At 52.3% G+C, this 13,806-nt stretch carries 15 protein-coding genes and 2 tRNA genes; 8 read left to right on the top strand and 9 right to left on the bottom strand.

Translation table 11 applies throughout. The features are described from left to right. Positions 1-51 precede the first annotated feature (51 nt). Both QQJ87_RS07610 and QQJ87_RS07605 read left to right on the top strand, forming a co-directional pair. Positions 52-127, top strand: a tRNA-Ala gene (locus QQJ87_RS07610). A gap of 16 nt (positions 128-143) precedes the next feature. Continuing rightward, positions 144-219: transfer RNA gene (locus QQJ87_RS07605), tRNA-Glu, on the top strand. Between the two features lie 47 nt (positions 220-266). Here QQJ87_RS07605 and QQJ87_RS07600 read toward each other — a convergent pair. Further along, entirely contained in the window at positions 267-587 is a 321-nt protein-coding gene (locus QQJ87_RS07600; protein WP_284280974.1) for an Hpt domain-containing protein, read from the bottom strand. 286 nt (positions 588-873) lie between these two features. Here QQJ87_RS07600 and QQJ87_RS07595 point away from each other — a divergent pair, with 286 nt between their 5' ends. After that, on the top strand, positions 874-1,464 hold the full coding sequence (locus tag QQJ87_RS07595; RefSeq protein WP_284280973.1) for a hypothetical protein: 591 nt from the start codon (positions 874-876) through the stop codon (positions 1,462-1,464). A 10-nt stretch (positions 1,465-1,474) separates the two neighbouring features. Here QQJ87_RS07595 and QQJ87_RS07590 read toward each other — a convergent pair whose 3' ends face one another. Then, positions 1,475-2,287, bottom strand: coding sequence for a crotonase/enoyl-CoA hydratase family protein (locus QQJ87_RS07590; protein WP_284280972.1), 813 nt, complete (start codon positions 2,285-2,287; stop codon positions 1,475-1,477). An 89-nt stretch (positions 2,288-2,376) separates the two neighbouring features. Between QQJ87_RS07590 and QQJ87_RS07585 the strand changes: the two genes are divergently transcribed. After that, positions 2,377-3,708 (top strand): PcfJ domain-containing protein, encoded by a 1,332-nt coding sequence (locus QQJ87_RS07585; RefSeq protein WP_284280971.1) that lies wholly within the window; start codon positions 2,377-2,379, stop codon positions 3,706-3,708. Here QQJ87_RS07585 and QQJ87_RS07580 read toward each other — a convergent pair. The 4 genes from QQJ87_RS07580 to yjgA are packed head-to-tail and all read right to left on the bottom strand — an operon-like array spanning position 3,662 to position 5,773. Then, positions 3,662-3,898, bottom strand: a complete 237-nt coding sequence (locus QQJ87_RS07580) for a DUF3717 domain-containing protein (protein ID WP_284280969.1) — start codon at positions 3,896-3,898, stop codon at positions 3,662-3,664. The two genes, QQJ87_RS07585 and QQJ87_RS07580, sit on opposite strands and share 47 nt — an antisense overlap. A gap of 33 nt (positions 3,899-3,931) precedes the next feature. Continuing rightward, positions 3,932-4,612: an alpha/beta hydrolase gene (locus tag QQJ87_RS07575; protein WP_284280968.1), complete on the bottom strand. Its 681-nt coding sequence runs from the start codon at positions 4,610-4,612 to the stop codon at positions 3,932-3,934. Positions 4,613-4,614: 2 nt separating this feature from the next. Next, positions 4,615-5,214 carry a molybdopterin adenylyltransferase gene (gene mog, locus QQJ87_RS07570; protein ID WP_284280966.1) on the bottom strand — a complete coding sequence of 200 codons (600 nt, stop codon included), beginning with the start codon at positions 5,212-5,214 and terminating at the stop codon, positions 4,615-4,617. A 10-nt stretch (positions 5,215-5,224) separates the two neighbouring features. After that, positions 5,225-5,773, bottom strand: a complete 549-nt coding sequence (gene yjgA / locus QQJ87_RS07565; RefSeq protein WP_284280964.1) for a ribosome biogenesis factor YjgA — start codon at positions 5,771-5,773, stop codon at positions 5,225-5,227. Between the two features lie 27 nt (positions 5,774-5,800). Between yjgA and pmbA the strand changes: the two genes are divergently transcribed. The 4 genes from pmbA (at position 5,801) to QQJ87_RS07545 (ending at position 10,328) form a co-directional block, all read left to right on the top strand. After that, a complete protein-coding gene (gene pmbA, locus QQJ87_RS07560) occupies positions 5,801-7,153 on the top strand; it encodes a metalloprotease PmbA (protein WP_284280961.1) in 1,353 nt (450 codons plus the stop codon). A gap of 42 nt (positions 7,154-7,195) precedes the next feature. Beyond that, positions 7,196-8,281 (top strand): TRAP transporter substrate-binding protein, encoded by a 1,086-nt coding sequence (locus QQJ87_RS07555; protein WP_284280960.1) that lies wholly within the window; start codon positions 7,196-7,198, stop codon positions 8,279-8,281. A gap of 228 nt (positions 8,282-8,509) precedes the next feature. Further along, the gene (locus QQJ87_RS07550; protein WP_284280959.1) at positions 8,510-9,178 is read left to right on the top strand and encodes a response regulator transcription factor; all 669 of its coding nucleotides are present in this window, start codon (positions 8,510-8,512) and stop codon (positions 9,176-9,178) included. 10 nt (positions 9,179-9,188) lie between these two features. Continuing rightward, entirely contained in the window at positions 9,189-10,328 is a 1,140-nt protein-coding gene (locus QQJ87_RS07545; RefSeq protein ID WP_284280958.1) for a sensor histidine kinase, read from the top strand. 20 nt (positions 10,329-10,348) lie between these two features. Here the strand turns inward: QQJ87_RS07545 and QQJ87_RS07540 are convergent, their stop codons facing one another. The 3 genes from QQJ87_RS07540 to argH are packed head-to-tail and all read right to left on the bottom strand — an operon-like array spanning position 10,349 to position 13,746. Continuing rightward, positions 10,349-11,764, bottom strand: coding sequence for a TRAP transporter large permease (locus QQJ87_RS07540; RefSeq protein WP_284281337.1), 1,416 nt, complete (start codon positions 11,762-11,764; stop codon positions 10,349-10,351). A gap of 26 nt (positions 11,765-11,790) precedes the next feature. Further along, positions 11,791-12,312 carry a TRAP transporter small permease subunit gene (locus QQJ87_RS07535; RefSeq protein WP_284280957.1) on the bottom strand — a complete coding sequence of 174 codons (522 nt, stop codon included), beginning with the start codon at positions 12,310-12,312 and terminating at the stop codon, positions 11,791-11,793. 9 nt (positions 12,313-12,321) lie between these two features. Next, the gene (gene argH / locus QQJ87_RS07530; protein WP_284280956.1) at positions 12,322-13,746 is read right to left on the bottom strand and encodes an argininosuccinate lyase; all 1,425 of its coding nucleotides are present in this window, start codon (positions 13,744-13,746) and stop codon (positions 12,322-12,324) included. Positions 13,747-13,806: the final 60 nt, after the last annotated feature.

The raw sequence follows: 13,806 nt of genomic DNA, 5'->3' as shown, positions 1-13,806 counted from the left end.
AAACTGTTGACAACATTTTCGAAAACAGACATAATCGCGGTCTTCGCTAACGGGGGTATAGCTCAGCTGGGAGAGCGCTTGCATGGCATGCAAGAGGTCAGCGGTTCGATCCCGCTTACCTCCACCAAGCGACATAGGTTTCTGTCCCCATCGTCTAGAGGCCTAGGACACCGCCCTTTCACGGCGGTAACAGGGGTTCGAATCCCCTTGGGGATGCCAAACGGCATCGGAAAAGCCCTGATCTTCGGATCAGGGCTTTTTTGTTTTCAATCGTCTAACTGCTCAATCAGAGCGATAATCTGGTTGATTTCCTGACGGACGCTGACCATTCGGGTTTTGACTTTCGCCAGTTCATTTGCCTTGCACAGTTGCTCTGCCTCAACAACCATGGCGTGCAAACCAGTTGCCCCCGCATTTGCCGCGCTGCCTTTCAATTTGTGCACCGCTTCTCTGGTTTTGTGGGCATCGCCTGAGACTAAACACGTCTCGATGCCTGCCAGTGTGTTTGGCAGGTCGGCTGCGAACCAGCGGAGCACCTGATAAAACAACTGCTGATCATCCCCCAGACGCTGAAGGGTGTCGTCCATGTCAATCAAGCCTGAAAGCCTGATCTTTGATTCGTTTGTCTTTGTCAATTGTCTATCTCTAAGGTTCTGAAATTCCACGCTTCAGGGCAGTATAAATGTTTGATCCATTTGCTCAATTTCAAAATCTGAACAGTAAATTGCCCCATTGATCGAGCATTTGGTTTTGAACTCGCAGGGATAGGATGGTACTCATTGTGGGGCACGTCTTGCAGGCCCCACCTGATCAGGTAGTGATTCGCAGTATCCACGGGTCGATAATTGATACAAGGAATCTGAGGCCGTTGTCATGAAAATTTTACGCACATCCTATCCCACCCAACACAGAATCCGTGTCGCAGGTATGGCCGGTGTGCTTTTATTGACTCAGTGTATCTCGGTGGCTTACGCGTCTGACCTCAAAATGAGCATGCGTCTTGAATTCAAAGAGCCTGCACACTCCAAAAGCGTTCCCAACGAGCAACACTTAACGAAGCCCTCAAGCCCAAGTCCCTGGCTCGGTGGATTCTCTCTGGGGGCGATTCCGGCAACCTTGAATTCAGTCAAACATTTTTTCAATGGGCTGCGACATCATCGGTCGGTGCTTGATGAGGCAGACCGTGCAGAGGTAGCCCAAAGCCAATCGCTAAGCCTCTACGACAAAACAACACACTCAATCGGTCTGATCCCTTACGGTGTCAGTTATGCAGTGTCTAAAGACATTGATCTTCAATATGCAGGCAACAGCGCTGCGGTGGGATCTGGTGCACCCTGGCAAAGCCTCAGAATGATCAACAAGGATGACCCTGAACGGCATTGGTACTTTGCTGTCGACAAGGTTCAATTTGAGCGCAAGGATGCCATTTCTGCTGGCGTGGGTGTTTTATTGCCTTTGAAGTAGGGCGAAGCCGTCAGCTGTCAGCCGCTTGTCTCCCGGTGCCATGCCGGCCAGCGCCTTCGGTAAAGGCCTCCGCGCCGATTTTGGTTTCACCCGACCCAAGCGTATTCAACCCAAACTCGAATTCTTCCATCATGGCGCTGGCTTCGCCATAACCCCATTGAGACAAAGCACTCATGCGGTCATTTCGCATGCAGATTTGAGGCAATTTGCACAAATGCTCGGCCATTAAAATAGCCTCATCAAGTGCGCTGCGCTGTGTGGCAAGCCGATTGGCCAAACCCCATTGAAAGGCTTCGTCTGCGAGAACCTCTCGCCCAGTCAGTATCATGTCCATGGCTCTGCTTTGTCCAATCAGTCTTGGCAATCGCACTGTGCCGCCATCAATCAGGGGCACGCCGAATCGCCTGCAAAAAACGCCAAACACTGCAGTTTGATCGGCCACTCTCAAATCGGTCCAGCAGGCTAGTTCCAGCCCGCCTGCGACACAATATCCACTGACGGCTGCAATGACGGGCTTTTGCAGGGTCAGGCGGCTGACACCCATCGGGGCGGCGCCACTTCGATTGATGCGATTCATCAGATCCGGATTTCCGCTGGCAACCGCCTTCAAATCCGCACCTGCACAAAAGTGGTCACCCTTGCCCGTCAAAATGGCAACTTTGGCGTTGGTGTCGTTGTCAAAATCATTGAAGTGCTGTTCAAGCGCGTCGGCAGTGGGCCGATTGACGCAGTTTCTCACTTCGGGTCGATTGATTGAAATCAGCCAGATTTCGCCGTGTTGTATGATGTCCCGCGTAACGACTTCTGACTGGGTCGGTTTCATGTCTTGGCTCTCAGTGTATGTGTAACAATTTTTGCAATATCTGCTTGGTGCTGTAATTTATTCTGATTCGTTTCCCCATGCAACTTGAAATGTCTCGCAATTTGCCGGTCAGACTGGTGTCTGCTGGCAGTGGTTTTTTTCTGGAGTGGAACGCCACCTGGCGTGTTCGCATTCCTGAAACCATGACTTTGCACATGTCGGACGAGCAGGCATGGATGCTTCGTCGAGGGCTTCAGGAATCGGTTTGGGTGCCTCCGCCCTCAATGCGGAAGGTGCTGAAAATTAACAGTGTTTTGGCAGCCCCTGAATATTTAAGTCTCAGAATCATCAAGCGTGCCTGGTTGCAGGCCGTGCGTCGGTGGCTTGGGCGTGATGTTTTCAGGCTCAGCCTGAAAATTCGACCCAACAACGCTGATTTGCCTTTTGCATTGCGCGTGAGGGCCCACATCAAAACCCTTAAGGCAAGGGAGGCGGAGCACGCCGACCTGATGCCCTTGCTTGGCACAGACCCTGGCATGTGGTCTGGATTGAATAACTGGAAAGGCATCAAGCACCGCTTTGTGGTGATGGGTCTGACGCAATTGGCTTGGCGTTGGTTAACTGTTCAACCTTCGGGTTACGTGGCCAGAATTGATTGGTGCCAGCTTTCTCATATCGCTTGGGTCAATTGTCACGCTGCGCTGGATCGTCCGTTTCCCGCGCGATGGGTTGATCGCCAGACCGCGGCATTCCGCGGGTTTGGTGCCTTGGGTCTTTCAGTTCGTCGACTTGCTGACGATCTGCGCTCAGACCCTGGTGTTCAAATGCTCAAATGCCTTCGATTGGTCCTGAAGCGTCTGTTGGGAACTGAAGGCATCCGGAACCAGGAGGAGGTGATCTCGGAGGAGTTTCCGCTAATTGCCGATTGGCTTTCCTCCACGCTGCAAGGCTCTCTTTCAGGGGCACACCGTATTCGGAGAGGGTGGACCTATGACACCTTACTGGCACGACAGGCGCACTGGCATTTGGTCGAGCTCTCCATGAACCAGTCTCACACGGATGTATTCTGGCCAGAACTGCTTGGACGTGGTCAGATTGAAGGCCAATGTGATTTCATGGAGCTGAGTTCGTTGAATGCTTTGCTGCGCGAGGCCAGAACAATGCATCACTGTGTGCCTTCTTACATTGACCGATGCATGGCGGGTGAAATTTGTTTGTTTCACTTGCAGAGCAAAGGTGCACCGCTTGAGCGTGCAACGCTGGAAATTTCACGGGCAGGAGTGAATCAGTGGGCAATTACCCAATTGAAAGGCCCATGCAACACGCCAGTATCCAATCGAATGCACCAGGCCGCGCGCGAGTTGCTGGCTTGCCTCAACCCGAGAGCCAAGCCATTCATGCTGCGCGACGGATCTGATTGGACTCCTCAAGGGCTGCGTTGACCGCCTGCCGGGCCGGCTCTGAAAGAGTATTGAATGCAATTGTGCTGCGGCCGTTGATGATCATGAGCGCATAAACTTCAGCCAAGTGACTGGCTGGCTTACACAGGGTCATGCTGCCGCTGCTGCTGGGAATTTGTTGACGCCAAAAGTTGATGGCGTATTCAAGTTGTTGGATGGACAGATTCTGCATGACTGATCCTCATCGTGATGGAGAATCAGTGTATCAAAGTGCTGTATTTTTGAACAGTATTTTTAGAAAATCAGCAATGTCTTTGATTTCTTCGGCACACACCGAGTGGGGCATGTTGTAGGTCTTCCAGCTTACATTGTAGCCGCACTCAGCAAGCAATTTCGCGGCCTTCTGACCCCTTTCAGGCAGGACCACATTGTCTGCAATGCCATGACAAATCAGAATCGGAATTTCCCGATTATGCGGTGTGCGTTCATCAGAAAAACTGTCGACACAGGTCAGATAAGTGGACAGGCAGATCAGGCCACCCAGTTTGTGTTTGCTTCTCAAGGCAGTTTGGTAGGCAATGGCCCCGCCCTGGGAAAAGCCGGCGATTACGATGTTGGAAGGTTGAAATCCCTCGGCGATCAATTGATCAATCATTCCGTCAACCCGACTTTGGCTGAGACGAATACCAGCCTCGTCTTCTTCGCGCTGCAGTTCGGTGTATTTGATGTTGTACCAGGCCCGCATGATGTATCCACCGTTGATGCTGACCGGAATTTTGGGCGCATGGGGAAAAAGGAAGCGGGTGGCGGGCAAACCAAGCTGTTTCAGTTCTTCCGCGATTGGCACGAAATCATAACCGTCTGCACCAAGCCCATGCAGCCAGACAATCGCATGCTTCGGCCTGTCGCCGGCGTCAATGCAAACAAGGTCTTCTTGTTGGGTCATGGTCAGTGTTTGTGACGAATAGCTGATTTTGGACGGAATGCGGTGACGACTTCGTCGTTGCTTTCAATGTAAGGCCCGCCGATCAAATCGATGCAATAGGGCACCGCAGCAAAAATACCGTTAACCACTGTTTTGCCGGCACTGTCTTTCAATCCTTCCAGTGTTTCTGCGATCGCCTTGGGTTGCCCGGGCAGATTCAAAATGAGGGATTGCTTGCGAATGACTGCCACTTGTCTGGAAAGGATGGCGGTTGGTACGAAGCGCAGGCTGATTTGCCGCATCTGTTCTCCAAAACCGGGCATTTCCCGATCGGCCACTGCGAGCGTGGCTTCAGGGGTAACATCGCGTTTGGCAGGACCAGTGCCACCGGTCGTGCACACCAGATGGCATTTTTCGTCGTCTACAAGCTTGCACAAGGCTTCAGCAATTTTTTCCTGTTCGTCAGGGATCAGTACTTCAACAAATTCAACCGGATTGAGCACAGCCACTTGAAACCAGGATTTCAGTGAGGGGATTCCCTTGTCTTCGTAAACGCCCGCTGAGGCCCTGTCACTGACTGAGACAAGGCCGATACGGACAGTGTCGCGTGTGTGATCACTCATCGGATATTCCTTATTCGGTGGGTTGTGCTTTCAGAATGGCGTAGATGACCTGGTAAAGCTGTCGGTAGTTTTTGGGCGCTTTCTGAGCAGCGCGCTCGGCCGAAGCTTGTCTGATGATGGTGTTCAGATTTTCCCGGGCAGCTTGCGGGTAAGCTTGTATAAAATCTGCCAACAGCGCTGGCTCTTCAATTAAGCGGTCGCGCCATTGCTCCGCGGCGTGCATGTGCAAAACCTGCATTTTCTGTTCAACGGATTCACCGTTGATCCACGCCTCAATGTCCTCATGCTCTTCAGAGCGCATGAGCTTGCCAATGAATTGCAATTGACGTTTTTTAGCCCCAAAGCTTTTGCAGCTTTGGTATTGGGAAATGGCTTCCAGCAGCCGTTCGCTGACTGGCGCACTGCGTTTGACCTTTTCAAACGGCAGTTCGCAAAGGGCTTTGCCAAGATCTTGAAGCGCGAGCATTTCCCGCTTGACGGCGGACTTGCTGGGCTTTTCACTTGCGTCAAAGTCGTCTTGATTTTCGAAATCATGTTCCATGGGCTGTATATTAGCCATTTTTAAGCCCAACTTGAGCAGGACAGTATGGCCTTCAGCTTTAAATCAGAGACATTTCAGGAATTGACCGAATACGCGTTGAAAAAAGCAAAGGCGCTTGGTGCAAGCGATGCCGCGGTCGACATCAGCGAAAGTGTTGGGCAGTCGGTCTCGGTCCGCATGGGCGAGGTGGAGACCATCGAGCAGACGCGTGACAAAGGATTGAGTGTTTCCGTGTTTGTCGGGCAGAGCCGGGGCAACGCCTCCTCTTCCGATTTTTCGTTGCAGGCCATAGATTCAACCATTCAGGCTGCTCTTGACATTGCGAAATACACGGCGGCTGACGAGCATGCAGGCCTGCCGGACGAAGAAACCCTGTCCAAAAGGCACCGTGACCTCGACCTTTATCACCCCTGGAAGCTGAGCACTGCAAAAGCGGTGGAAAAGGCACTGGCGATGGAAGATGCCGCATTCAGCGTGAGCAAGCAGATCCGAAATTCCGATGGTGCAAATGTGTCTTCCGAGGAAGGGCATTTCTTTGCTGCGAACTCGCGGGGTTTCAGGGGTGGCTACCCATATTCCCGACATTCCCTGTCCGTGTCACCGATCGCACAGGCCAAAAAAAGCAAAGACAGCCCAATGCAACGTGACTACTGGTACGCAGTCGAGCGCAATGCCAAAGACCTTGCCAAACCCCAGGCCATCGGTGAATACGCGGCCAAGCGCGCACTCGCTCGCTTGGGCTCCAAAAAAATCAAGACCGGCAAGTTTCCCGTCATTTTTGAGGCGCCCATCGCATCGAGCCTGATTGGCAATTACATTGGGGCGGTGTCAGGTACGGCTTTGTATAGAAGAACCAGTTTTCTTCTGGATTCAATGGGTAAGCAAGTCTGGTCCAAGCACATTTCGATCGAAGAAGATCCTTTCATCCCGGGTGGCCATGGCAGCTCGCCTTTTGACGAAGAGGGCGTGAAAGTGAAGGCAAGGACTGTTGTGAAAAATGGTCGGGTCAATGGCTATTTTCTGTCGACCTACTCTGCGCGCAAGTTGGGTCAGAAAAGCACGGGCAATGCGGGTGGAACCCACAACATCCTTCTGAAATCCAGCAATACCATACCCGGTGGTCTGGATGCACTGCTTCAGAAAATGGGCACCGGTTTGCTGGTCACGGAAATGATGGGTCAGGGCGTCAACCCGGTAACTGGTGATTATTCTCGCGGAGCCTTCGGATACTGGGTAGAAAATGGCTTGATTGTTCATCCCGTCGAGGAAATTACGATCGCAGGCAACCTGCTGGATATGCTGGCCAACATTGTGGCTGTGGGTGACGACGCCATTTGGCGAGGCAGTCGTTATTGCGGAAGCCTTTTGGTTGAATCGATGACAGTCGCGTCCGAATAAACAGTTTGGGTGTGAGAACAGTAAACAATTCAGGAGAAAAGCATGCAAAGACGGTCATTCTTGTTGAAAGCGGGAACTGGCTCCGTTGCAGTTGGGTCGACAGCCCTGTCCGGCAGTGCCCTGGCGGCAGCACCCACCGTGCGCTGGAGGTTGGTGTCCAGTTTCCCCAAAAGTCTTGACACGATTTGGGGTACCTTGCCCAAGCTTGCAAGCCGGGTTTCCGAATTGACAGGGGGCAAATTCGAGATCAGGCCTTTTGCTGCAGGCGAAATCGTTCCGGGCCTGCAGGTCATGGATGCCGTGCAGAGTGGAACGGTTGAATGCGGTCATTCAGCTGGCTATTACTACGTCGGCAAAGACGCCAGTTTTGCCTTCGACTCGGCTTTGCCTTTCGGCTTGAGTGCACGACAACAAAATGCATGGTTCTACAATGGCGGCGGCTTGCAATTGATGCGTGAGTTTTTTGCCAAATACAACGTGATTAATTTCCCGGGCGGCAACACGGGTGCCCAAATGGGTGGCTGGTGGCGAACAGAGATCAAGAGTCTTGCCGATTTGAAAGGCAAGAAAGTTCGAATGCCAGGGTTGGGTGGCAAGATCATGTCCCGCTTGGGGGCTGTGCCGCAAACGATTGCCGGCGGGGATATTTACCCTGCGCTCGAGAAGGGCACCATTGATGCTGCGGAATGGGTGGGGCCTTATGACGACGAAAAGCTTGGCTTTTACAAAGTTGCGAAATATTACTATTACCCTGGTTTTTGGGAACCTGGTGTGACCTTGAGTTATTACGTCAATCTGGAGGCCTGGAAAAAGTTGCCTGAACCTTACAAGGTCGCTTTTGAAATGGCGGCGGCTGAGGCCAATCTGCAGATGCTTGCGCAGTACGACGCTGACAATCCTGCGGCCCTGAATCGACTTCTTCAGGCAGATGTTCAGTTGAGGGCTTTCCCGAGAGACATTATGGATGCCGCTTATCGCGAGGCCGAGGCGATTTACGCTGAAGAATCAAAAACCAACCCGGGATTTAAAAAGATTTTTGACCATTGGAACCGGTTTCGCAATGATCAGAGAAACTGGTTCAGGGTCACTGAAAACACCATGGCCAATTTCGTGCCCAGAACGAAGTAGTTTTTTGACCAATTGGTCAACGAGTAGTAAAAAAAAGCGGCTGTTGGCCGCTTTTTTTGTTTCCTGTCGGAACCTTATACCTCCACAAAGTCACCCAAGGCAGGGTCGCTCTATCCGGGGTTGATTCGATTCATCCCGGCTGTCCTAATAGTCCTCAGGAACTCAGGTTTGCAATCGCGGGCTCCCCTACAGAGTGCAGAGCATTTGACTTAGATGGAACGTTTAAACATGTCAATTACAAACAATCTCCGTGTCTTCATTATCGACGATCATCCCATATTGGCCATGGCGCTTCGCGACATCATGAATGCCCGCTATTCCGATCTTGATGTGAAGTTGTTCAGCCGCATTGGTCCGGCGCTTGAGCACAGCAAGTTCGAACAACCTGACCTGGTTTTGCTTGATCTGGGGCTACCAGACATGCCTCCGCAAAAGGTCCTGGAGACTGCACTTGAAACTTTCGATTACAGCCGAACATTGGTGCTGTCGGGCAATGAGGACATCCTTGGTGATTTGGCAGAGGCCAATCCAGAAACGGAATTCATTTCCAAGGGCATCACTCAAGATCGCGTTTTAAGCGTGTTGGACAGCATGGTTCTGAAACTGAGGCGCAACACTTGGACGGAACAGATTTACCCCAAAGAAAACGATGGCTCTGGTGCCACGGTTGGTCAAAGAATGGCAAGAATCACCGAGCGTCAGGTGTCAGTTCTCCATCGAATTGCAAAAGGTGAGTCCAATTTTGAAATTGCGCAAAACCTTGGCTTGTCCCCTGAAACCGTCAAAACTCACGTCCGTAGTATTCTTGCACGCTTGAATGCACGCAATCGACTGGAGGCCGCCATGTTGTATCGTGCCTGGCAGGAGCAACGGTCTGATGAGGTGTATTCAGACTAACGGGGCTGTTATGAGACTGCTTACCCATTGGTCTGCGTCGGTTCAAAAAAATCACGATATTTTTTTGATGGGTAGTTTGGTTTTGCTGCCCGTTTCCATTCATCTATTGGGGCTTTATCCAAGCCTGTTGCTCCAAATAATCTGGTTGAGCCTTGTCTGTGGATTGACTCTGTTTGCCAAGGTGCGCATTCACCAGACAAGCCGGGTTGCGCCCACTGAAAGGGTATGGCTACTCGCTTTTGCCGGTTGTGTGGCTTCCCTGGCTACTTCCATGGTTCGGCCGGTCATGGCAGCATCGGTCCTGTCAGTTTTATTGCCGATCGTCTTTTTTGCAGTCCTTCATGATCGTTTAAGCCGTTTCCGAATGGCCCGCCAACGGGTCTCAAGGCGTCGTGAACAACAGTCCAGATGGCGAGCCTCAAAGCGTCAGGTCTTGTCTGAATGGAAAGACAGGCTACGTTGGCTTGCAGGGGTACAACATGACATGCGACAGCCCTTGCATGCCCTTGGCTTGCTGGTCTGCCATCCAAGCTTGAAGGGTCAAGACCGTCTGGAACCCATTATTGGTCAGATTTCCAGCTGTCAAAGATGGTTGTTCGAATTGGCAGAAAACACCATGGAGGCCACACGCTTTGAATTGGGCGAGCGTCGCAACCACCAGATTGAATCGGTGAGTGCTGAAGCCTTGTGCAGTGGTATTGAGAACTGGATCGGCTTTCTGGCGCGTAGCAAAGGCCTGTTGTTCGAGACCAAAATCCACGATGGTGCCATTTACACCGATGTTCGACGTTTGAAAAGGGTGCTTGGCAATTTGGTTTTTAATGCAGTTGAGCACACTTATGAGGGGAGTGTCAGGCTGGAATATTCCCGAAAGGGAGGCGTCCACCGGTTTGTTGTGTCCGACACCGGACCCGGAATTGACGCCAGCATACTGGACTTGCCGAGAGGCGATGGCACCTTCGGCAACAGTGATTTACCCAAGGCAGGCATTGGTCTGTATGTGGTTAAAAAGTTGTGCTACGAAATGGGCTGGAACATTTCATTGGAAAATTCTGAGGTAAACGGGACTACCTTTGTTGTTGAATTGGCCGATCGCATTGCCTCCAAATCAGAATCGATGCCAGCCACAGAGGTCAAGCAAGCGGTCTGATCCATTTTTTCCTTCTTCATTTATTGATTGGGCTGACTGAACTTGGGTACAAACGGCACGGTGCCCTGGCTGGGGTTTGAGTAAGGGTCTTGGTAGCCGCCATTGAGCGGCAAATCGAGCTGCAGCGGCGTGTCTTTGTACACCTGTTTTTGTTGCCCTTGTATGAATTGGGGAAACAGGTAAATCAAAACCACCATGGCGATTTGAATCAAAATGAAGGGCAGAATTCCCTTGTAGATGTCACCCGTTTTGACTTCAGGTGGGGTGACTGATTTCAAGTAAAACAGTGCAAACCCAAAAGGCGGTGTCAAAAACGAGGTTTGCAGATTCACGCCGATCATCACTCCAAACCAGATTGGATCAATACCCAGTTTGTGCGCAACAGGTGCCAGAAGGGGTATGGCGATGAATGCGATCTCAAAAAAGTCCAGAAAACAACCCAAGACGAAGATCAGCAGTTGAACGGCCACCAGAAAACCGATTTGACCGCCCGGGAGGTTGGTCATCAATTGTTCCACCCACAGGTCACCACCAATGGCCCTGAAAGTCAGGCTGAAAACCGTGGAACCAATCAGAATAAACAGCACAAAGCTGGACAATTTGGTAGTGGCTTCAAGCGCTTGCTTCAGCACAGCCAGACTGAGGCGTCGTTTCGCGGCCGCCAGCACCAAAGCCCCGACAGCGCCCATCGCACCCCCCTCTGTGGGCGTAGCGACACCTAAAAAGATGGTGCCCAGCACCAGAAAAATCAGCAGAAGCGGTGGAATAAGGACCAGCAAGACGGTGGAAATGGTCTGTAAAGCGCTGGTGTGCCCCAGGTCAGGCAGCGGGGGCAAGGCGTCTTTTTTGATGCGAGAAACCACAAAGACATAGGCCAGATACAAGGCGACGAGCGTCAGGCTTGGCAGCATTGCCCCTGCGTACATGTCACCCACTGAAACACCCAGTTGATCGGCCATGACAATCAACACCAGTGAGGGCGGAATGATTTGCGCCAACGTGCCCGAAGCCGCAATAACGCCGGTTGCGATTCTCGGGCTGTAGCCATATTTCAACATGACTGGCAGTGAAATGAGCCCCATGGAGATGACCGAGGCTGCAATCACGCCCGTGGTAGCCGCCAGCAATGCGCCAACGAGAATGACCGCATACGCCAATCCACCACGAACCCTGCCAAACAGTTTCCCGGCTGTTTCAAGCAGATCTTCTGCCATGCCACTTCGTTCAAGCACCAGGCCCATGAATGTGAAGAAGGGAATTGCGAGCATGGTGTCATTGCTCATGATCCCGAATATTCGTTCGGGAATCGCTTGAAGCAGCGCTGAGTTCATCAAGCCCTGTTCAATGGCCAGATAACCAAACAACAGGCCATTGGCGGCCAGGGCAAACGCCACAGGGAAGCCAGACAGCAGAAAAACAAACAGGACCGCGAACATCAGCGGAATGAGCAGGTCGGTCGGTATCACGAGGACTGCTCCGCGCGGAGATGCTTGAGGTAATCCGCCTTTTTGATCAACTCAGAGAGGACCTGTAAGCCCAACAAGGCAAAGCCAATGACGATGAGCGCCTTGGCTGGCCAACGCAATAAGCCTCCTGCGTCGGCAGAGTATTCATGAATGCTGTATGAGTTGTACACGAACAGGGAGCCGTGGTAAAGCACAAAGCAGACCAAGGGCAGGATAAACAGCACGTAGCCAATGATGTCGATCAATGCACGGGTCTTGTTCGAGAAGCGAGAGGAAAGGATGTCAATGCGCACATGCGCATTGTCTTTGAGTGTAAATGCGGCTCCGAGAAGGAAGACCGCACCAAACAAATACCATTGAATCTCCAGCAGGCCATTGGTGCTGATGTTGAAAGCCTTGCGCACCACTGCGTTGTAGGCCGACACCAAGGTAACCAGTAAAACCAGCCAGCCGACGCATCGACCTATCCAGGTGTTCAAGCGGTCAATGCCGGCAGAAAGTGCAAGCAGGGCTTTCATGGCTTTCGCTTACATCTGCAAGCGGATTTTGGCTTGATCGATGGCGTAACGTACCTGACGGGGGCTGGTGCCTCCGATGTGGTCTCGGGCAGCCAGAGAGCCTTCGAGGCTGAGCACGTCCAGCAAGGATTGATCGACGAGGTCGGCTTGGTAGCCCAATTCGGGCAAATTCAGCGCTTCAGCAAGCTGTGCCACCGACAATTGCTCAAGGCCCATGACGTGTTGGTCACAGTAACGCACCGCGCGAGCCACAGCCTCGTGTGCATCGCGGAATGGCAGGCCCTTCTTGACCAGCGCATCAGCCAGGTCGGTGGCTGTTGCGTAACCTTGCAATGTGGCCTGGCGAAGATTTTCAGGCTTGATTTTCATGCCTTCGATCATTTCAGCGAATATGGTCAGGGTGTCTACCACGGTGTCAACGGTGTCAAACAGGGGTTCTTTGTCTTCCTGGTTGTCTTTGTTGTAGGCCAGTGGTTGGCCTTTCATGAGGGTCAGAAGGCCGGTTAAATGACCATAAACCCTGCCTGTCTTGCCGCGTGCAAGCTCAGGTACGTCGGGGTTTTTCTTTTGGGGCATGATGGACGAGCCTGTGCAGAAACGGTCTGGCAGGTCGATAAACGCATATCGGGGGCTCATCCAGAGGATCAGTTCTTCGGACAAACGGGACACGTGCATCATCAGAATACTGCTGGCTGCGCAGAATTCGATTGCGAAATCCCGGTCTGACACTGAATCAAGGCTGTTGCGGGTGACTGAGTCGAAACCCAGCAATTCGCAGGTGCGTTGGCGATTGATCGGGAATGTGGTGCCTGCCAGAGCGGCTGCGCCCAGTGGCAATCGGTTGATTCGCTTGCGGCAGTCTTGCATGCGTTCCAGGTCGCGCTCGAACATTTCGAAGTAGGCCATCATGTGGTGGCCAAAGGTCACGGGTTGCGCCACTTGCAGATGGGTAAACCCCGGCAGTACCACATCGTGATTGCGATCAGCCACAGCCAACAGCGAGGCCAGCAATTCGCGGATCAAGCCGCAGATCCGGTCCGTTTCAAAGCGCAGAAAAAGTCGGATGTCGGTGGCAACCTGGTCATTGCGTGATCGGCCAGTGTGCAGGCGCTTGCCAGCCTCACCGATGATTTCGGTCAGTCGGCGTTCGATGTTCAGGTGCACGTCTTCAAGGTCGAGTTGCCAGGTGAATTGCCCGTCGGCGATTTCCTGCCGAATGGTGGCCATGCCTTTTTCGATGGCCTGAAGGTCGGCCTGGGTGATTACACCTGCCTCACAGAGCATGGTGGCGTGTGCCAGCGAGCCCTGAATGTCAAATTCAGCAAGTCGTTTGTCAAAAAACACCGAGGCCGTGTATCGCTTGACCAGCTCTGACATGGGCTCGCTAAAGCGGGCAGACCAGGCTTCCTGTTTTTTGGACCACTGATTGGACATGGATTTTCCTTTTATGAGCACTTTGACCAGGGCCCAATTATAAGTGTGTCGGCGTGCTAG

The organism is Limnobacter litoralis, assembly GCF_030160455.1.
Lineage (GTDB): Bacteria > Pseudomonadota > Gammaproteobacteria > Burkholderiales > Burkholderiaceae_B > Limnobacter > Limnobacter litoralis.
Note: the sequence above shows the minus strand (reverse complement) of the source record. Positions and strands in the feature narration are given on the sequence as shown.